We start from the raw sequence: 19,476 nt of genomic DNA, 5'->3' as shown, positions 1-19,476 counted from the left end.
GTGTGCCGAATGACGTCATGACTCTGCCGGACCATTACGGCGTGATGCCGAGGGTCGCGTTTTCAGGAATGCCCTTGTCATTCTTACGAGCATCCACTTCACGCTGGTACGTTTCGTTCGCACGCTTGATGATGAACTGGCGGATGGCCTCAATTTCATCAGGCTTCATGCTCGTGTCAAAACGATCCATGCCGTAGGCCGTCAGCGCACCGCGGCCGACAACATTGTAGAAGGCATCCTGATGGCGGATTGAGCCGGACCAGCGCAGATCAGGCAGAACGCCCGCACCTTCAGCGTTATCGCCATGGCAGGCGGCGCAATAGGTCTGGAATTGGAAGTACCCGTTATCCGTCACTTTGGTATCATACTGGGCCGGCGGCTTGACGGGCAGGAAGCCCTTGTCGTTCTGCGGGGGCAGAACAGCATTGCCGTCCAGAGAGAAAGCAACAACGCGGGAGTGGTTGACTGTCCAGCCGGATGTACGGGCCAGACCACCGAGGAAGAACGGATAGATCCCGCCCCAGCCCACTTCTACAGCAACATACTGCTTGCCCTGAGCCTTATAGGTGATGGGCGGAGCAATAATGCCGCTCTGCGCATCAAAGTGGAACAGGTCAGCGCCGTTTGTGGCGTCATAGGCGTGGAATTCACCGTTAGCCAGACCCTGGAACAGGAGGTCACCACCTGTGGCCAGAATACCGCCGTTCCACGGACCTTTATGGTCAACAACCCATGCGGCTTTCTGCGTCTTGGGATCCCAGGCGATAATCCAGCCCTTCAGATCTTTCATGAACGCGGTGCGGGCTTCCGGGGTATCCGGCAGACCAGCCTTGTTCATGTCCAGACCAAGGTTCCAGGAGTCCGGGTGGGCTTTAAAGCCACCAACCTGGTTCTTGTAGAGGAACGGCACCTGCTGGCCAGGAATATAGACCAGACCCGTTTTGGGGCTGTAGGCCATGGCAGCAAAGTTATGCCCGCCCAGATCGCCCGGAATGCCATACCATTCCTTGCCGTTCAGGGTGTAGAGCGCATCCGGGTTGTAGATCGGACGGCCGGTCTTCGGGTCCAGACCCTGTGCCCAGTTCTGGTACACATAGTTGTTGCCAGACAGGAATTCACCCGTTTTGGCGTCCAGAATGTAGAAGAAGCCGTTCTTCGGTGCATGCACAATCACGTGGCGCTTTTCACCGTTGATCGGCATATCAAGCGTCATGATCTGCTGGACAGAGGTATAATCCCACTGGTCCATCGGCGTTTCCTGGAAATGCCAGACATATTCGCCAGTCTCAGGCTTCACGGCGACGATGCTGCCCAGGAACAGGTTATCGCCAATCCCGTCGGAACGATATTTGTAGTTCCAGGGGGAGCCGTTACCGACAGCCAGATAAACCAGATCGGCTTCCGGGTCATAGACAATGGAGTCCCAGACCGTGCCGCCGCCGCCCTGCTTTGTCCAGGCGCCCGTGGGGCTCCAGGTCTTGTAGGCTTTGGTCATCAGTGCGGAGTCTGATGCTGCGTGGTCAGGCTGGTTCTTGTTGTTGGGAACCGTGTAGAAGCGCCAGTCCAGCTTGCCGGTTTCTGCATCATAAGCAGACACAAAACCACGGGCACCGAACTCGGAACCACCGTTACCAATCAGAACGCGGCCTTTTGCAACACGCACAGCGCCGTCAACCGTATAGGAGCGCTGCTGACCCAGAGAGGCATCTTTGGGGATGGTGTTTACGCTCCACACCAGTTTGCCGGTCTTGGCATCCAGTGCGATCAGGCGGCCATCAAACGTCCCGAAATAGACCTTGCCGTTCCAGTAGGCCGCACCGCGGTTAACCGTATCGCAGCAGCCTTTGTCCGCAATGTTGCCGGGCGTGCGCGGGTCATAGGCCCACAGCAGCTTGCCGGTGGCGGCATCCAGCGCTTTCATCTTGGACCAGTTGGTGGTGGCGTACATTACGCCGTCCACAACCAGCGGCGTACCTTCCTGCCCGCGGTTTGTGTCCAGATCATAGAACCAGGCGAGCTTCAGGTTACCAACGTTGGACCGGTTAATGTCCTCCAGAGGGCTGAAGCGCTGTTCCGTGTAGGTCCGGCCATAAGACAGCCAGTTTTCGGGATGATCATCCGCGTGGATAATCGCTTCCCCGGTGTCGGTTTGGGCGTCGGCGTAAGCAGGAACTGCCGCATACGGCAGCGATGCGGCGCAGATCGTTCCAGCCGCGAGAATTCCTAGCAGCGAACGTCTCTTGGCGGAGGCGGGGCGGGTCATGCGTTAGCGTCCTCGACTGATATTAAGGTGAGGAAAGAAGAAAAAAGCCGGCAGGCCGGTTTCCCACACTCAGCCAAGAGGCCCTGTTTCTGTCAATCACGCCAGATGAATAGCTGCCTCCATGTTCATGGATATTATCTAGCCGTTACAGCAGCGTAGAGCCGGTGTACCCGCTTCTAGCTGCGGGATCACGAACTGTAATGGTTTATGTTATAACGCGTGAGGGAATGACCTAAATACTTCCGTTAAAATGATATTCCTCCTCCGGAATAATGAGGGGGATTTCCTCGTTTTTCCAAGAGCTGAAAAGGGTAATTTCGGAAATGCTTCCTGTGGAAAACGTCTGCGGATGATGCATCTGAATCCACTGACTGACGGTGGGGGGAGGCACGTCCGTAATCCGCGCCAGAGGAATGGTGAGAGGGTTGTGCGCCCTTGGGTTTTGCACCCCGGCGCGCTGCATGGCCGCACGGATTTTCACGGAAAGGTGATCAAGCTGTGAGGGCTGTATCTTTATTCCAAGCGAGATTCGGTCCTTGCGCAGAGAGACTTCAAATCCATCTGTTGTGAAAGAAAGCGGCGCACGAGGGCAAACGTTCCGCAGGGCATGATCAATTTCTTCCAGAAGCCCGGGGTGCGTAATGGTCCCGAGTGTGCAGAACGGCAGGAAGAGGTAGGACTCCGGCACCCAGCTCTTGTCCGGAAAGTGGGCCTGAAGGCCGAGCAGGGTTGTCCGCAGTTCCGCGGGGAGAGCCGCGCCAATTATAAGGTACATGGTCAGACCTTCATCAACTCTCATGCTGGTCACGAAAGGGATTGCTAACCCTTGACGCAGAGGCAGGGCAGCCACAAGTATAAAGCAACGCCGGCTTGTCCGGACAAGGAGAGGAAAAGATGTCGTTCAGTCACGACTACCGTTCACCTACAGCATCTTCAGGCTGGAACGCCCAGGCCGGCGCGCTGGATGCAGGGCTTCGGGCCTACATGCTGCGCGTTTATAACTGGATGGCGTCTGGCCTGCTGCTGACAGGCATCGTGGCCTACGCCGTAGCCTTTACCGGCCTGCGGAATCTGTTTTTTCATCTGGCCCCCACAGCGGGTGGTCTGGCCCTGCGCCCCACACTGCTTGGGGATCTGGCCATGATTGCGCCTCTGGGATTTGTGCTGGTGATGTCCTTTGGCGTGAACCGTCTGTCCCGGCAGGGAGCACAGGGGCTGTTCTGGGCCTTCTGCGCCACCATGGGTGCCAGCATGGCCAGCATTTTTCTGGTCTATACCGGTGTTTCTGTGGTGCGTGTGTTTCTGGTAACGGCCTGCACCTTCGCTGCAACATCTCTGTGGGGATACACGACCAAGGCGAACCTGCTGCGCTTCAGCTCCTTCCTGATGATGGGGCTGTTCGGGATGGTGATTGCCGGTCTGGTCAACATCTTCCTGAAAAGTTCGGCGGTGTATTTCGTCTACAGCATCATCGGGGTGTTTATCTTCACGGCGTTCAGCGCGTTTGACGCCCAGCGCATCCGCGTGACCTACCCGCAATACGCGGCGTATGAAGGCCCGGATGAAGCCGCTAAACGCAGCGTTTATGATGCGCTGAGCCTGTATCTCAACTTTATCAACCTCTTCCAGTTCCTGCTTCAGTTCATGGGTGTCCGGAACTCTAATGACTAACCCCTGAGTGGAAACAGAAGCAGCGGACTCCCCGGATTGAGGAGTCTGACCAAATCAGGAAAGCCCGGTCTGCAAAGGCCGGGCTTTTTTGTGTGACCAGCTATGCAGTGACGGAAAGGGCTTCTGCCCATTCGGAATACGTTCAAAATAAGACTTATGTTGTGCACGATGAAGTGGGTCACGACTCTGTGATTTGGGATGTATTGCTATAAGTGTCTGATTTCAAAAAGAAAAAAAATCAGGACATTTTTGGTATGAAATATTTGGTAACAAATAGTGAAGTCTTGCCACCCTCGAAATTCAGCGAAATAACACAGGGACGGAATGTTCTTTCGGGAATAGATCGACTGTGACGAAAGGCTGATGGAACTTTTCGGACATTGAGAATCTGCGCTTTAGGAATAAAGTAGGGCGCAAGGCGTTTTCGCTGCCCGAGGAGCCTGTTGAACTGTCGTTCCGACGCGGACTTCTCCCTTCTCTTTTCCGGAGGAGAGGGATGGTTCGGGCGGGGTTGCCGGCATTTTGGCACCCAGGGGCGCCGGAGCGCGGTTTCTTGCTGTTGTCGGGCTTCTATGGCAGCAGGAGCGAAGAGTCTTTGTGAGGCTAAGTAGATGTCAGAACCAAGAGGCGTGCGATGAAAAACAAGTTACTGGCGAGAATGGCGCGATTGGGCGGCCTATCGTCAGCGTTGCTGCTTGCCGGGTGTGAGATGGATGTCTTGGATCCGAAGGGCCCGGTTGGCGATGGGGTGAAATCACTGATCGCCACCTCTACAATCGCAATGCTGATTGTGGTCGTTCCGACCATTATTCTGTCTGTGTATTTTGCCTGGCATTACCGCCAGTCAAACACCAGCGCAGAATATCTTCCGAAATGGTGTCACTCCAACAAGATCGAGCTGATCATCTGGGGCGTGCCCTCCCTGATCATTCTCTTCCTTGCCGTGATCACCTACCAGACGTGTCATTCTCTTGACCCGTACAAACCGCTGGAAGCCGAAGCAACCACCAAGCCGCTTCATGTTGAAGTTGTGGCTCTGGACTGGAAATGGCTGTTTATCTACCCGGAGCAGGGTATTGCGACTGTCAACCAGCTGGCTATTCCGGTTAACACCCCCGTCGATTTCGTAATCACCTCTGATTCCGTGATGAACTCTTTCTTCATCCCGCGTCTTGGTTCCATGATTTACGCAATGGCCGGTATGCAGACTCAGCTTCATCTTCTGGCTAACGAGCCGGGCGACTACCTGGGTGAATCCGCCAACTACAGTGGCCGTGGCTTTTCTGACATGAAATTCCGCACGCTGGCTGTAAGCGGTGATGAATTCAATGCATGGGTTGATAAAGTAAAGTCTTCCTCCGAGCAGCTGGATGGTCAGACCTATCCGAAGCTTGCTGCGCCGAGCGAAGCAAATCCTGTCGAATATTTCGCGCATGTTGAACCCGGATTGTTCAACACGATCGTGGCCAAATACAACAACGGCATGGTCATGGACAAAAGCACTGGCAAGATGATTCAGGTGCAGTCCGCGATGTCCGACATGAATATGAAGGAATAGGATCTATGCTAGGGAGACTATCGTTCTCGGCCATTCCGCTGGATGTGCCGATTCTGGTTGGGACGTTCCTGGCCGTGGCCATTATTGGCGTCGCGGTACTGGGACTGATCACCTATTACGGCAAGTGGGGCTATCTCTGGAAAGAGTGGCTGACGTCTGTTGACCATAAGCGTCTGGCTGTCATGTACATTGTACTGGCGCTGGTTGCTCTGTTCCGCGGTTTTGCGGACGCTATCATGATGCGTACCCAGCTTGCGCTGGCCTACGCGGGTAACCCCGGCTACCTGCCCCCGCATCACTACGATCAGATCTTCTCCGCTCACGGAACGATCATGATCTTCTTCCTGGCCATGGCTTTCATGACCGGTCTGTTCAACTTCGTTGTGCCGCTTCAGATCGGCGCCCGCGACGTTGCCTTTCCGTTCCTGAACAACCTCAGCTTCTGGATGACCGCCATTGCATTCATTCTGGTGAACGTCTCCCTGTTCATCGGTGAATTCTCACAGTGTGGCTGGCTGGCTTATCCTCCGCTGTCTGAGACTCAGTTCAGCCCTGGCGTTGGTGTGGATTACTATATCTGGGCCATTCAGCTTTCCGGTGTCGGCACGCTGCTGACCGGCGTGAACTTCTTCGTGACGATCGTGAAGATGCGCGCTCCGGGCATGACCTGGATGAAGATGCCTGTCTTCACCTGGACGGCTTTCTGCGCTTCCATCCTGATCATGGTCTCCTTCCCCGTGCTGACGGTTGCCGTCGCTCTGCTGGGTCTGGACCGTTACTTCGGTATGCACTTCTTCACCAATGATGGTGGCGGCAACCAGATGCTGTATCTCAGCCTGATCTGGGCCTGGGGTCATCCTGAAGTTTACATTCTTGTTATCCCCGCCTTTGGCGTGTTCTCTGAAGTTGTTCCTGCCTTCTCCGGCAAGCCGCTGTTCGGCTACGGCACCATGGTTTACGCAACCTGCTCCATCATGGTTCTGTCCTTCATCGTGTGGGTTCACCACTTCTTCACCATGGGTGCTGGTCCGGACGTGAATGCGTTCTTCGGCATTGCAACCATGATCATCTCGATCCCTACAGGCGTGAAACTCTTTAACTGGATGTTCACGATGTATAAGGGGCGCGTCCAGTTCCATGCCTGCATGTACTGGGCTGTTGGCTTCATGGTGACCTTCACCATCGGTGGTATGACCGGTGTGATGATGGCCATTCCGGGCGCTGACTTTGTTCTGCATAACTCCCTGTTCCTGATTGCTCACTTCCATAACGTGATTATCGGTGGTGTGTATTTCGGTTACATCTGTGGCATGAACTTCTGGTTCCCGAAGGTCATGGGTTTCAAGATGAACGAGGCCTGGGGCATCCGTGCCTTCTGGTTCTGGTTTGTTGGCTTCTACTTTGCGTTCGTTCCGCTGTATGTCCTGGGCTTCGACGGCATGACCCGTCGTATGAACCATTATGACAACCCGCAGTGGCATGTTCTGATGCTGATTGCTGAAGTTGGCGCTGTGCTGATCCTTCTGGGGATCGTCTGTCAGCTGACCCAGCTTTACGTGACAATTCGTGACCGTAACCTGCCCGCAAACCGTGATCTCACGGGTGATCCGTGGAATGGTCGCGCTCTGGAATGGTCCACGTCTTCACCGCCGCCGCCGTACAACTTTGCTATCGTTCCTCATGTTCATGAACTCGATGCGTTCATGCACGACAAGGAAAACGGCATTGATACGCGTTGCGCTGGTGGGCCGTATGCTCCGATCCATATGCCGAAAAACACGGCTGCCGGGTTCCTTGTCGGTGCGTTCAGCCTCGTCTTCGGCTTTGCTGCAGTATGGTATATCTGGTGGCTGGCAGCCATCGGCCTGATCGGTGTGATCGGGACGGTTATTGCCCGTAGCGCCAACAAGGATATCGATTACTACATCCCTGCTGAAGAAGTTGCCCGGATCGAGAACGAGCATTCCCGTAAACTCATGGCACAGGCAGCTGAGTAATGGCGCACGACACAACTGTTCAGACCGCAGGCCACGACGAACACCATCACGAGTCCCCGGTGGTGTTCGGGTTCTGGGTCTATCTGATGACCGACTGCATTATCTTCGGCTCACTTTTTGCCGTGTTTGCAGTTCTCCATAACCAGGTTAACGGCGGCCCGAGCGGTCGTGACCTGTTTGAATACAAAGGACTGGCAGAGGAAACCGCTCTGCTGCTGATCTCTTCCATCACTTATGGGTTTGGCATGATTGCCGCCCATAAGAATGAAGTCAGCAAAGTCATCATGTGGCTGGGTGTAACCTTCCTTCTGGGTCTGGGCTTTGTTGGCCTGGAACTGAATGAATTTGCGCACATGATCCATGAAGGAAATGGCCCGGATCGCAGCGCGTTCCTGTCCTCCTTCTTCACACTGGTGTCCACGCACGGTCTGCACGTAACGTGTGGTCTGATCTGGATCGTGACCCTCATCGTTCAGCTGATGGGCACGACCGAGATCCCGGAACGTATGATGAGCAAGCTCACCTGCCTGAGCCTGTTCTGGCACTTCCTGGATATCGTCTGGATCTGCGTCTTCACCTATGTCTATCTGGCGAGCATGATCTGATGAGCGATCTTCACACATCCCCCTCGGGTGAGAGCCACGGTAGTGTATCGTCTTACATTATCGGGTTTGTTCTTGCTGTTATCCTGACGGCGGCGGCTTTTGGTGTTGTTGTAAGCCATAGCCTCTCTCCTTCAGGCACGCTGACGGCACTTGCGGTTCTTGCCTTCGTTCAGGTGCTGGTGCACCTGCACTACTTCCTTCATATGGGTAACGGGTCCGAACAGCGCTGGAACAACATGTGTTTCTTTTTCACTGTTGGTTTCGTCGTGATTCTGATCATCGGCACCATGTTCATTATGAACAACACCGCCCTGCACATGATGTCCCGCTAATAAGGGACAGCTTTGCCGGTTTCATACCGGCAAGGTCTTGTGTCAGGTTAAGAAAAAGCCCCGGAAGACATTCCGGGGCTTTTTTTGTGCTTTGGTTTTATCTGCTCAAGGGAGCGCGCTTGCGCCAGACTATGGTGCCAAGGTACTTGCGGCTATGGCTATGGCTATGGCTATGGCTATCGCTATCGCTATCGCTGATGCTGATGCTGATGCTGATGCTGATGCTGATGCTGATGCTGATGCGGGGCCGCGGCATCTGTCATTTGCAGTAGGCCAAAAAAAACGGCGCGGACCGCCCGGTTGGGGGTCAACGCGCCGTTTCTAAAATCTCCTGAACAGGAGGAGATCAGCCTTTGTGCGGCTCCGGAGAGAGCAGGCCAGCTTTATCAGGCTTGTCTTTCCATTCTTCCGCATCAGCCGGGGGTGTGCCCTTGCGGGTGATGTTCGGCCATTTGGTGGAATAGGATGCGTTGAGTTCCGCCCATGCTGTCGCGCGATCATCACTATCCGGGAAAATCGCTTCTGCGGGGCATTCAGGTTCACACACGCCGCAGTCAATACATTCGTCCGGGTTGATCACCAGGAAGTTTTCGCCGGCGTAGAAGCAGTCAACAGGGCAGACTTCCACACAGTCCATGAATTTGCAGCGGATGCAGTTTTCAGTGACCACGTAGGTCATTGCCATCTCCGAAGATTTTGGGGGATCGGAGTGCGTCCGGTCCCGGGGTAAATGGCATGGTCATTCCGGGCCATGCCACCAAGGATGGCGAAGATATGAGGGGCTTTTTGTTCCGTGGCAACCCGCTTCTATTAGGTATTACTGTTTCTTGCTGAGCAGAGCTTGCGTTAACGACGTTTTTGCAACACTGCGAGGGCCGCAAACGGACCTGTCACAGGGGGCATTGTACGTCTGCGTTCTGTCAGGGCGCTCTGTTGTCGCCTTTTGCCATTCGGGGCTGATGTCCGGGGTGGCAGAAGCAGGGTGGGGGTGGCGGGGCCAAAATGTTTTTTGCCCAGAACGGACGCTTTCTGCACTCTCAGTCCAAGGCTGATCAGCACATCAGGCAGATCTGCCGCGGGCACCCCCAGACGGGAGGCCATACCCGGCTGAAGCGGGCAGCCACCCGAGCGGACGGCAAGCTCGGATAGTGTTTTGTAAGTCTCCTGCGCAATATCCAGCCGGATCAGGAAGTCCTCCGTACAGTGCCAGCCTATTTGCAGCAGTAAGGCTCGATCTTGTGCGGAAAATCTGGTGTCCGGGGGCTGGCGGCGTGAGACAGCTCCCGGTTTGGGGAGCGGTGGGACAGCGTGGCCTGTGTAAAGCTGTATGAGCAACGCCCGCAGCGTCATGGGCTGTGGGCGCAAAAGCTGCGGGCAGAACAGAATATCTTTCCCCACCCGCAGTCCCAGCTTATGCAGCGCATGGGCGTCCTTTTTAGGGAGGACGCTGTTGCCGGGCAGCGTCATGATCCCGCCCTGTTCCATCAGGCCATGAATCAGGCCGCGCAGGGCGGGTTTATCCGCGACGGTCTGCGCGGCCCGGTAAAGTGGTGCAAGTGTGCTGTGCAGCGTTGCCGCTACAAAGGCGGTCAGCCGCATCCGGATGCGTTCGCGGTGAGAGGGTTCCAGAAATTCCGCTGTGGTGACATGCACGGCGGGCCGCAGGAGCTCTTCGCCTTTTTGCAGATGCCCGATGGCATCGCCCTCCCACAGCAGGATGCCGGTGGCCGGGTCCAGCGTCAGGCTTTCATCCGGCGTTTGCAGAAAGTGGGTGACACGGCGCGGGATTTCACTCCGGGCCGCACGGCGGGCCGCGCGCATGAGCAAAGGCTGGTCTGACCGGGCGGCATCCTGATCCGGAATAAACGCAAAGCCCTGCATGTGGCCTACGGCATGGCCTTCCACGCTCACTTCCCCGGTGCGGGTAATGGCGGACAGAAGCGGTTTGCTGTCTGCTTCTTCCAGCCTGCGGGCCAGACTGGTCGCGCGCTTATCCACAAAACGTGCGGCCAGACGTTCATGCAGCAGGTCTGAGAGTGTATCTTCAATGGTCCGCGTGCGGGTGCGCCAGAGTTGCGGGTTTTCCACCCAGTCGGACCGGGTCGCGACATAGGCCCAGATACGGATGCCCATCAGGCGTTGCATCAGGGCGTCAATATCGCCTTCGGTACGTTCCAGATTGGCCAGCCGGGGTTCTAGCCAGCTTGAGGGCAGGAGGCCTTCCTTTACCAGTACCGTAAAAATCTGGGCACACTGGCGGATATGGCTGTCTTCTCCCAGTTTGCGGAAATCCGGAATCTGGCAGACTTCCCAGAGCAGGCGGGTCCGGCCCGGCTCTCTGGTCAGGCTCTGGATGGCTGTGTCCCGCATCAGGGCGCTGAGCACAATGATATCAGAGGCAGGCTCGGCGGCCCGCAGGCCGGGATAAGGCGGCTTCTGGCATAAGCTGGCATACAGCGCGCGGGGGGATGTGTAATCCAGCGCGCTGTTCCGCCAGTAGAGATGGTGCAGAGCCTCAAACTGATGGTTTTCTACGGCTTCCACACTGCTTTCTGGCAGCGGCGGGCAGTCGCCTGTGGTGCCAAAGGTGCCATCCTGCGTGCCGCGTCCGGCACGGCCAGCAATCTGGGCGATTTCCGCCGGGGCCAGCAGCCGGCGCTGTGACCCGTCAAACTTGGAGAGGCCAGCAAAGGCAACATGGTGGATATCCATGTTCAGCCCCATGCCAATAGCATCTGTGGCGACCAGATAGTCCACCTCCCGCTTCTGGTAGAGGTCCACCTGTGCATTGCGGGTGCGGGGGGAAAGCTGCCCCATGACAACAGCGCAGCCGCCGCGCCTGCGGCGGATAGCCTCGGCAATGGCGTACACCTCGCCTGCGGAAAACGCGACAATGGCGGAGCGGGGCGGCAGGCGGGAAAGGCGCGTAAAGCCGGTATAGGTTAGCTCTGACAGGCGGGGCCGGGACTCGATTTCAATCCCCCGGATCAGGCTGCGCAGCAGCGGCGCGATGGTTTCCGCGCCCAGAAACAGGGTTTCAGACTGTCCGCGTGCATTCAAAAGCCGGTCTGTAAACACATGGCCGCGCTCAGGGTCCGCACAGAGCTGGATTTCATCAACAGCGATAAAATCAACCGGCCGGTCCATCGGCATGGCTTCCACCGTGCAGGAAAACCAGCGGGCCCCTGAGGGGATGATTTTTTCTTCCCCCGTAATCAGCCCTACGGCGCGCACGCCTTTGAGCCGCACCATGCGCTCATAATTTTCCCGCGCCAGCAGGCGGAGCGGGAACCCCATGATTCCGGAGGTGTGGGCCAGCATGCGTTCAAGCGCCAGATGGGTCTTGCCGGTGTTGGTCGGCCCCAGTACAGCGCGCACGGGCGCATCTTCCGGGCTGGCGGGGGGCCGCAGGCGCGTGGCCTGCCGGCTTGGGGTATCCATCATCCTGCCATGGTCCGCTGGTATGCGTTCAAAAGCAACCCGTTCCCTTCTGCGGGGGCATTGTGCCGGAGGCGCTCCCGGCGCAGGTTTAAAGAAGGAGGAACTGTCCATGTCCGTGAGTGAACCTGACTGTCTCATCGTCTCCCGTAGCCGCCGCAAGGCCGGAACGGGTGCCTTGCGCATCGTGCACGGGGTTAGGGGGGCTGACCAGAAGGCTCTTGTGCCGCTGCTGGGGGCGGAAGGGACTGCCTTTGCAATGGCCTGTGGTTTTACCGGCAGGCCGGGCCAGCTGGTACTGGTGCCCGATGCGCGCGGCGTGCCGGTAGGGCTGTTTGGCGTACCGGAAAAAGGCCAGCGTGACCCGTATTTGTTCGGCGCTCTGGCGCAGGACCTGCCTGCCGGAGACTGGCAGGTGAGCGTGCCTGCCGATATTGCGCGGGATGATGTGATTCTGGGCTTCTGCCTTGGAGCCTATCAGTTTTCTCTGAAATCCGCTGCGAAACCGGCAAAGCAGGCGCGACCGCGTCTGGTCGTGACCGCGGCTGAGGAAACCGGTGTGGCGGTTGAGACCGCTCTTTCCATCTGGCTGGCGCGGGATCTGATCAATACGCCTGCGAACCTGCTCGGTCCTTCTGAGCTTGCGCGTGCGGCCCGCGCGGCGCTGACGCCGTTTGGCGCGGATGTTGAGATTATCAAAGGCGCTGCCCTTGATAAGGCTTATCCGTTGCTGGCGCATGTCGGGAACGGGTCTGACCGTGGGCCGCGTGTGGTTCTGGCCCGCTGGAAAGGGAGCAACGCAGGAAAAACCGTACCGCTGCTGTCACTGGTCGGGAAGGGCGTGTGCTTTGATTCCGGCGGTTATGACATCAAACCCTCCTCCGGCATGCTGCGCATGAAAAAGGATATGGGCGGGGCCGCGAGCGTTCTGGCGCTGGCACGGCTGATCATGACGCAGGATCTGCCGGTGCGGCTGGAAGTGCGGCTGGGATGCGTGGAAAACAGTGTGTCTGGCCACGCCATGCGGCCGCTGGATGTGGTGACAAGCCGGGCGGGCCTCACGGTGGAAATTGGTAACACGGATGCGGAAGGCCGGCTGGTGCTGTGTGACCTGCTGAGTGAAGCCGGTGAGCAGACACCAGACCTGCTGCTGGACATTGCGACGCTGACCGGCGCTGCGCGTGTGGCGCTGGGGCCGGATCTGCCCGCTTTGTTCTGTAATGATCAGGGCGTTGCGCAGTCCATTCTGGCTGCCGGGCAGCAGCAGGCAGACCCGTTATGGCAGTTGCCTTTATGGCAGGGTTACGCCGGATGGCTGAAAAGCCCTGTGGCGGACCTGAACAATATTTCCTCCAGACCTATGGCCGGGGCAGTAACAGCGGGACTGTTTCTTGAGCGTTTTGTAAATGCAGGCCAGCGATGGGCGCATATCGACAGCTATGCCTGGAACGATAACAGCAGGCCCGGACGCCCTGAAGGCGGCGATTCTCCTGGGATTCGCGCACTTTTCGATGCGGTGTGTCAAATTTTTGAGACGCACTCCGACGCGATATCGTAAAGAAATGTCACATTTCTGGAACTATTTTTAGAGTACAGGTTTTAAACACCTGAACCGGCTCCTATATAAGCGTCACCAAGTATGCCGGAAGTAAAAATGCAAAAGCCGGAAATTGCCCGTTCCGGGTGGTGGCCGGAGTTTTTGAAAGGATAAAATCTGATGGCACAGACTGCCGCCCAGGCTGAAGAGCTGGTTAAAACTCTTCGCGATACCGTCGTCTCTCTGGTGCGTGGCGAAGGCCCTGACCTCTCTGCACGCCAGCTTGCGGTTTTCCTGACCTGCTATCTGGATGAATCCGGCCATACGGTGCGTGGTTTGGCCTCCAGCCTGAACGTCTCCAAGCCGGCCATTACCCGCGCGCTGGACCGTCTGGGTGAGCTGGATCTGGCCCGCCGTAAGGTTGACCCGCTTGATCGTCGCTCCGTTCTGGTACAGCGCACGCCCAAAGGTGCCTCCTACCTGAAAGAAATTCGCTCCATCATGGGTGAAGCGGCTGATGATGAAGCCAAAAAGGCACGTCAGGACGACAAACCCGCACGCCGTGGCGCCACGCTGCGCCGTGTGGCCGCTGCCTGAGAACACCGTATTATACGGGCCTGTCCGTTTGTTTCTTTTTTTCAGGGAAACAACAGACAGGCCGGTTCTGAGAAACTTTTTTTCGTATCGGGCGTTTTTTTCTCAACACTTCCCACAAGCCTCTGGCCTACCGCCGCAGGGAAACGGGGAAGGGATAAAAAGAGAATAAGGAACGTTCCAATGCGTTTTTCTTCTGTTGCTTCCGTGGCCGCTGTGGCGGCACTGGCATTCTCTTCAGCCAGCATGATGCCCGCCGCATATGCGGCTGACGCGATGGGCACACCCACCGGAAAAATCACCCTCAGCGCAAAATCAGCCGATGTCGGAGTAGGGTATACCTGGGGTGATGGTAAGCTGACCTATGGGGGTCACACCTACAAATTCTCTGTTACAGGTGGCACGATTGCCGCCGTCGGTTTCTCCAAAATTGAAGGGGTTGGCACCGTTTACAATCTGCACCGCGTGCAGGATTTTGACGGCACCTACGGCGCTGCCCACGGGGAAGCGACGCTTGGAAACGGTCTGGGCGGGGCTGTTCTTGAAAACAAGAACGGGGTCCGTATCAAGATCGAGACCGCCACCAAAGGTGCACGCCTTGCAAGCTCTGCTGAAGGCCTGACCCTGAAGATTGAAAAATAAGCGTCTGACGCCTTTAAAAATACGCCGCCTACCACGGGCCAACCGGGTGGCGGCGTGTTTGCAGGACGGCAAACCCTGTCCAGAGAAGCTGGGGGACAAGCAGTAACCCCAGCCCGCAGGCCAGACCGGGGAGGACAGGCAGCGGTGCGATAAAATGCGCCACTACCGCTCCCCACACAACAAATCCCCATTCAGCCAGCGTAATCAGGGCCGGGTTCACACCGCTGCGGTGCAGAACCTGATATAAATGCCCACGGTGGGCCTGTACCAGAGAATGTCCGGCCAGCTTGCGGCGGACCAGCGTAAACAGCACATCATAAATCAGCGGGAAGAGCAGGCACGGGCCCAGAAGCCAGCCGGACGGCAGAGGCGTGGCATGGGCCACATGGAGTGCTGCAGCGCCCGCCAGCAGCCCGCAGCCCTGACTGCCGACATCGCCCAGAAAAATTCGCGCCTTTGGGTAATTAAAAGGCAAAAAGCCACACAGACAGGCGCAGAGCAGCAGCGCAGGCCAGAAGAGGTCTGGCACACCAAACGCGGGGCCAGTCAGCGCAATGAGGAGGCAGCCTACAGCCAGAGAGCCGGAAATCAGCCCGTTCAGCCCGTCCATAAAATTGATCGCGTTGGTGATAAACACCAGCCAGAGAGCGGAAATGAGCGCTCCGGCTATCGGGCCGCCCCATGTCATGGGTAGTGGCAGGGACGTGCCTCCGGCCACCACCAGCGCGGCAGCCAGACATTGCGCCGCAAATTTGATGGAAGGCGGCCACTGATACAGGTCATCCAGCCAGGACACACCGGCCAGTAATGCCGTCGCCAGAGCAGTCAGCAGCACCGGCGCGCTCAGCACGGGCTGGCCTGTTTCAGCAAGCAGAATGGGGCACAGCACAAAAAATGTGGCCATCACCCCCACGCCGCCGCCTTTGGGGGTTGGGCGTTCATGCGCGCTTCTGTGCCCCGGATGGTCCAGAACGGCCACGCGGATCATCATTTTCACCAGAAAGCCAGTGAAAAAAACGGCGCTGATCAGGCAGAAAACCGCCAGAAAAGAAGAAGAGGGGGCGATGGACATGGTCTCGGCTGGTTGTGCTGCTTCTAGGATGGCAGGTGCTAGGCTATAGGTGCAAGGTAATGGCACTGCAACGCTCTGAGTCTCTGCACCGCAGCCCCCGGCTGCGCCCGCTCAACAGAATCATGGTCAACATCCTGCTGGACGGGATGCTGGCGGCTCTGGCTGCGCCGTTCGCCCGGTGGCTGGCTGCCCCGCAGGACGGACTTCTGCACCCGCTGTGGTTTCTGGCCGGGGGAGCGATCACCCTGCTGGTTAGTGGTCTGCCGTTCAGAATGCCGCAGCAATACTGGCGGTTTTCAGGGGTTTCTGACCTTCTGGGCATTGCCGGTGCCTCGGTGGCCAGTGCGGTGCTGTTTTCTGTCGGACTTGTCTATGCCGGGTTCCGGCTCCCCAGCCTGACCTTCCCCATTATTTACGCGCTTGTATTGCTGATCATGCTGGGCGGGCTGCGGATTGGTTACCGTCTGGCGCATCGTCTTGCGGCCCGGAAGGCTGACCAGCGGCGCGTGGTGCTGGTGGGGGTGGATACCGAGGCAGATCTGTATCTGCGGGCTCTGGAGCGCAATCCGGCGGCGGGGATCCGCGTTGTGGGGATGGTTGCCCTCGGCACCCATCAGGCTGGGCGCAGGCTGCATAATGTGCCGATCCTCGGGCATGTGAATGAAATTGACGTGGTGCTGGACCGGCTGGACAAAGCCGGAACCCTCCCCGAGTCGCTGGTGGTGACAGATCCGTCCTTTAGGGGGGCTGCGCTCACAAAAGTGCTGGATGCCGGGGCCGCGCATGGCATTTCCGTGCTGCGCACACCCGCCCTGACGGACCTGACCCCAGCCGAGCGGGTGGAACTGCGGCCCGTGCCGATTGAGGATCTGCTTAACCGCCCTCAGGTGCCGCTGGACCGGGCAGGCATGGAGCGGCTGGTTGGCCATAAAACCGTGCTGGTGACGGGGGCTGGCGGCAGCATCGGCTCGGAACTGGTGCGGCAGATTGCCATGCTGGGGCCGGATAGGCTGATCCTGCTGGACCACGGTGAGTTTGAACTCTGGCAGATTGACACCGAACTGGCTGAATGGGCGTCCCACGTGCCGCGTGAGGTTGTGGTCGCGGATGTGCGGGATGAACCACGCATTGAAGACGTGATGGGCAGATTCCGGCCCGAACTGGTGTTCCATGCGGCGGCCCTCAAACATGTGCCGATTGTGGAAGCCAACCCGGCGGAAGGTCTGCTGACCAACGTGCATGGCACCCGCGTGGTGGCCGATGCCGCAGCCCGTAACGGCGCACGGGCGATGGTCGTGATTTCAACCGACAAGGCGGTGAATCCTTCCAGCCTGATGGGGGCCGCCAAACGCGCTGCGGAAATGTATTGTCAGGCGCTGGATATCAAAGCGCGGACCTCCGGCAATCCGGAGGCCATGCGCTGCATTACCGTGCGGTTTGGCAATGTGCTGGGGTCTACCGGCTCCGTCGTGCCGCTGTTCCGGCGGCAGCTTGAACGGGGCGGGCCGCTGACCGTCACGCACCCGGATATGCGCCGGTACTTCATGACCGTGCCGGAGGCTGTGGGGCTGGTGCTTCAGGCCAGTGTGCGCGGGACATGCGGTGTGGATGGGTCCGGCACGGATGCCCTGCTGCGGGATGGCGGGATTTTTGTGCTGGATATGGGTGAGCCGGTGAAGATTGTGGATCTCGCCCGGCAGATGATCCGTCTGGCAGGTCTCCGTCCGGAAGAAGACGTTGCTATTCGCTTTACCGGCCTGCGTCCGGGTGAAAAACTGTACGAAGAACTGTTTCACGGGCGGGAGGCCCCGGTGCCCACGGATGCGCCGGGCCTGCTGATGGCAACTCCCCGCGTGGTGGACCTGACGGATGTGGCGCAGGCAGTGGACCAGATTGCAGCCTGTGCACGCAAAGGGGATGTGAAGGCAGCCCTGCACATTCTGTCATTGCTGGTCCCGGAATTCGATCATAACCCCACAGGAGAAGTGCGCTCTGTTGCCCCGCCGGGAGCCGCAGAGGAAGCTGGAACGGCCGCAGGACACTCCGGGGCGATACAGACCAGAGGCCCCGTGGAGGGGCCGGACGGCAGCAGGAAACAGGGGACATCATGACCGATAAGACAGCAGATAAACCGATTGCGTTTCTTGATCTTCCTGCGCAGCAGAAGCGTCTGGGTCCGGCCCTGCGCGCCCGTGTGGATGCCGTGCTGGACCATTGCCGCTTTGTGATGGGGCCGGAGGTGGCTGAACTGGAACAGCGTCTGGCCGACTGGTGCGGGGCGAAGGAGTGTGTTGGCGTTTCTTCCGGCACGGATGCGTTGCAGATTGTCATGATGGCGGAGGGGATTGGCCGGGGGGACGCGGTGTTCCTGCCCGCCTTTACCTACACCGCGACGGCTGAGGTGCCGCTTGTGCTGGGGGCAACCCCGGTGTTTGTGGATGTGGACCCCAACACGTTCCAGATCGACCCCGAGCATCTGCGCGCCCGTATCCGCGCCGTGAAAGAGGCCGGAAAGCTGACAGCCCGCGCTATTGTGGGGGTGGATCTGTTTGGTCAGCCCGCGCCCTGGCCGGAACTGCGTAACATTGCGGAAGAAGAGGGCCTGTTCCTGCTGGCGGACTGTGCGCAGTCTTTTGGCGCCGTGCTGGAGGGCAAACCGCTGGGGCGGGAGGCAACAGCAACGACCCTCTCTTTCTTCCCGTCCAAGCCGCTAGGTGGCTATGGGGACGGCGGCGCTATTCTGACGGACGACCCGGAGCGGGCGGCGCTGTACCGCTCCCTGCGGACGCATGGGGAAGGCGGCACGCGGTATGAAGTGCTGCGCACCGGCATGAACGGGCGTCTGGACACCTTGCAGGCAGCTGTGCTGCTGGCCAAGCTGGATGGGTTTAAGGAAGAACTCTCCCGGCGGGACGCCATTGCACAGGCCTATGACGCGGGGCTTGCCGAAACTGTGCAGGTGCCGGTGCGGGTTCCGGACAGTGAGAGTGCGTGGGCCATCTACGCCATTCTGCTGAAAGACCCGGCAGAGCGCGCACCGCTTCAGGCCCGCCTGAAAGACCGGGGTGTGCCCTCCGCCATTTATTATCCGCTGCCGCTGCACAAACAGCCTGCGTATCGGGACCATCACGACGGCACGGTGCTGCCGGTATCGGAAGATCTGGCACAGCGTATTCTCGCACTCCCCATTCACCCGGAACTGACGGATGATGACGTCGCCCGCGTGATTGCGGCTGTGCGCGGTTAAGGAGAGATAGGGGAATGAGGAAGGAAACCGCGTTTCTGATCGGGTTTCTGGTGCTGACCATCGGCACGGCATCGTTAATCTGGATGGTGGCGCTGCCCAATTTCAAGCCCGTGGAGTTCCCTCAGGTTGCCAGTGGCGAGATTGAGGTCGGCCCCATGCGGCACAAGCGGGTGCTGAGCGCTGAGGAAGTGAAAACCGTCAACACATGGCTGGAAGAGCATAAAGGGGGTTGGGGGCCGCTGGGCCGCACCCCGCCCTCTTCCGGCGATTCGCGCATTATGCTGAAAGACGCCAGCGGTAAGGATGTGCTGGCGCTAACACTCTGGACCGGCATCAGCGCTGCGGACTGGAATGATACGGTGTTTGTGGAAGCGCCGGATGGCTCCAAAGTGCATACAGAAAGCTTTTCTGACAAAGCCTTCGCGCCCCTGCGCGCACTTGTGGATATGCATGTTTTTAAGCGGTCTGCTTTTCCGTAAAATAAAAAGGGCGCGGGATATGTTCTCCTGCGCCCTTCTTC

The 19,476-nt window shown here is 58.3% G+C and carries 16 protein-coding genes; 11 read left to right on the top strand and 5 right to left on the bottom strand.

Annotated features, from left to right (window positions below; translation table 11 throughout):
• Positions 1 to 34: 34 nt before the first annotated feature.
• Positions 35 to 2,263: a PQQ-dependent dehydrogenase, methanol/ethanol family gene (locus tag JK199_RS07260; RefSeq protein WP_077930736.1), complete on the bottom strand. Its 2,229-nt coding sequence runs from the start codon at positions 2,261 to 2,263 to the stop codon at positions 35 to 37.
• Positions 2,264 to 2,495: 232 nt separating this feature from the next.
• The gene (locus tag JK199_RS07255) at positions 2,496 to 3,071 is read right to left on the bottom strand and encodes a 2'-5' RNA ligase family protein (protein ID WP_212374845.1); all 576 of its coding nucleotides are present in this window, start codon (positions 3,069 to 3,071) and stop codon (positions 2,496 to 2,498) included.
• 86 nt (positions 3,072 to 3,157) lie between these two features.
• Here JK199_RS07255 and JK199_RS07250 point away from each other — a divergent pair, with 86 nt between their 5' ends.
• From JK199_RS07250 to cyoD, 5 genes are all read left to right on the top strand, one after another.
• Positions 3,158 to 3,934: a Bax inhibitor-1/YccA family protein gene (locus tag JK199_RS07250; protein ID WP_212355895.1), complete on the top strand. Its 777-nt coding sequence runs from the start codon at positions 3,158 to 3,160 to the stop codon at positions 3,932 to 3,934.
• Between the two features lie 634 nt (positions 3,935 to 4,568).
• Complete coding sequence (cyoA, locus tag JK199_RS07245) at positions 4,569 to 5,492, top strand: ubiquinol oxidase subunit II (protein WP_025826547.1); 924 nt, start codon at positions 4,569 to 4,571, stop codon at positions 5,490 to 5,492.
• A 5-nt stretch (positions 5,493 to 5,497) separates the two neighbouring features.
• A complete protein-coding gene (cyoB, locus tag JK199_RS07240) occupies positions 5,498 to 7,489 on the top strand; it encodes a cytochrome o ubiquinol oxidase subunit I (RefSeq protein WP_212374843.1) in 1,992 nt (663 codons plus the stop codon).
• Positions 7,489 to 8,094 carry a cytochrome o ubiquinol oxidase subunit III gene (cyoC, locus tag JK199_RS07235; protein WP_025826545.1) on the top strand — a complete coding sequence of 202 codons (606 nt, stop codon included), beginning with the start codon at positions 7,489 to 7,491 and terminating at the stop codon, positions 8,092 to 8,094. Before cyoB ends, cyoC begins: the two co-directional genes overlap by 1 nt.
• Positions 8,094 to 8,426, top strand: coding sequence for a cytochrome o ubiquinol oxidase subunit IV (cyoD, locus tag JK199_RS07230; RefSeq protein WP_025826543.1), 333 nt, complete (start codon positions 8,094 to 8,096; stop codon positions 8,424 to 8,426). Before cyoC ends, cyoD begins: the two co-directional genes overlap by 1 nt.
• A gap of 346 nt (positions 8,427 to 8,772) precedes the next feature.
• On the opposite strand, the gene fdxA is transcribed toward cyoD, so the two are convergent.
• Positions 8,773 to 9,105 carry a ferredoxin FdxA gene (gene fdxA / locus JK199_RS07225; RefSeq protein WP_025826541.1) on the bottom strand — a complete coding sequence of 111 codons (333 nt, stop codon included), beginning with the start codon at positions 9,103 to 9,105 and terminating at the stop codon, positions 8,773 to 8,775.
• 167 nt (positions 9,106 to 9,272) lie between these two features.
• Positions 9,273 to 11,870 (bottom strand): helicase-related protein, encoded by a 2,598-nt coding sequence (locus JK199_RS07220; protein ID WP_244984963.1) that lies wholly within the window; start codon positions 11,868 to 11,870, stop codon positions 9,273 to 9,275.
• A gap of 106 nt (positions 11,871 to 11,976) precedes the next feature.
• Between JK199_RS07220 and JK199_RS07215 the strand changes: the two genes are divergently transcribed.
• From JK199_RS07215 to JK199_RS07205, 3 genes are all read left to right on the top strand, one after another.
• Positions 11,977 to 13,422 carry a leucyl aminopeptidase family protein gene (locus tag JK199_RS07215; protein WP_212374840.1) on the top strand — a complete coding sequence of 482 codons (1,446 nt, stop codon included), beginning with the start codon at positions 11,977 to 11,979 and terminating at the stop codon, positions 13,420 to 13,422.
• 159 nt (positions 13,423 to 13,581) lie between these two features.
• A complete protein-coding gene (locus JK199_RS07210; RefSeq protein ID WP_212374838.1) occupies positions 13,582 to 13,998 on the top strand; it encodes a MarR family transcriptional regulator in 417 nt (138 codons plus the stop codon).
• Between the two features lie 180 nt (positions 13,999 to 14,178).
• Entirely contained in the window at positions 14,179 to 14,637 is a 459-nt protein-coding gene (locus JK199_RS07205; protein ID WP_025826533.1) for a hypothetical protein, read from the top strand.
• A 28-nt stretch (positions 14,638 to 14,665) separates the two neighbouring features.
• Here the strand turns inward: JK199_RS07205 and JK199_RS07200 are convergent, their stop codons facing one another.
• Positions 14,666 to 15,775 (bottom strand): MraY family glycosyltransferase, encoded by a 1,110-nt coding sequence (locus tag JK199_RS07200; RefSeq protein ID WP_212374836.1) that lies wholly within the window; start codon positions 15,773 to 15,775, stop codon positions 14,666 to 14,668.
• On the opposite strand from JK199_RS07200, the gene JK199_RS07195 reads away from it, so the two are divergent.
• From JK199_RS07195 to JK199_RS07185, 3 genes are read left to right on the top strand one after another with little or no spacing between them, the layout of a single operon-like run.
• Positions 15,769 to 17,820 carry a polysaccharide biosynthesis protein gene (locus JK199_RS07195; RefSeq protein ID WP_212374834.1) on the top strand — a complete coding sequence of 684 codons (2,052 nt, stop codon included), beginning with the start codon at positions 15,769 to 15,771 and terminating at the stop codon, positions 17,818 to 17,820. The two genes, JK199_RS07200 and JK199_RS07195, sit on opposite strands and share 7 nt — an antisense overlap.
• On the top strand, positions 17,817 to 18,956 hold the full coding sequence (locus JK199_RS07190; RefSeq protein WP_212374832.1) for a DegT/DnrJ/EryC1/StrS family aminotransferase: 1,140 nt from the start codon (positions 17,817 to 17,819) through the stop codon (positions 18,954 to 18,956). The genes JK199_RS07195 and JK199_RS07190 overlap by 4 nt, the downstream gene beginning before the upstream one ends.
• Positions 18,957 to 18,970: 14 nt before the next feature.
• Positions 18,971 to 19,435 carry a hypothetical protein gene (locus JK199_RS07185; protein WP_025826527.1) on the top strand — a complete coding sequence of 155 codons (465 nt, stop codon included), beginning with the start codon at positions 18,971 to 18,973 and terminating at the stop codon, positions 19,433 to 19,435.
• Positions 19,436 to 19,476: the final 41 nt, after the last annotated feature.

Origin of the sequence: Acetobacter persici (assembly GCF_018256955.1) — a bacterium.
Classification (GTDB): Bacteria; Pseudomonadota; Alphaproteobacteria; order Acetobacterales; family Acetobacteraceae; genus Acetobacter; species Acetobacter persici.
Note: the sequence above shows the minus strand (reverse complement) of the source record. Positions and strands in the feature narration are given on the sequence as shown.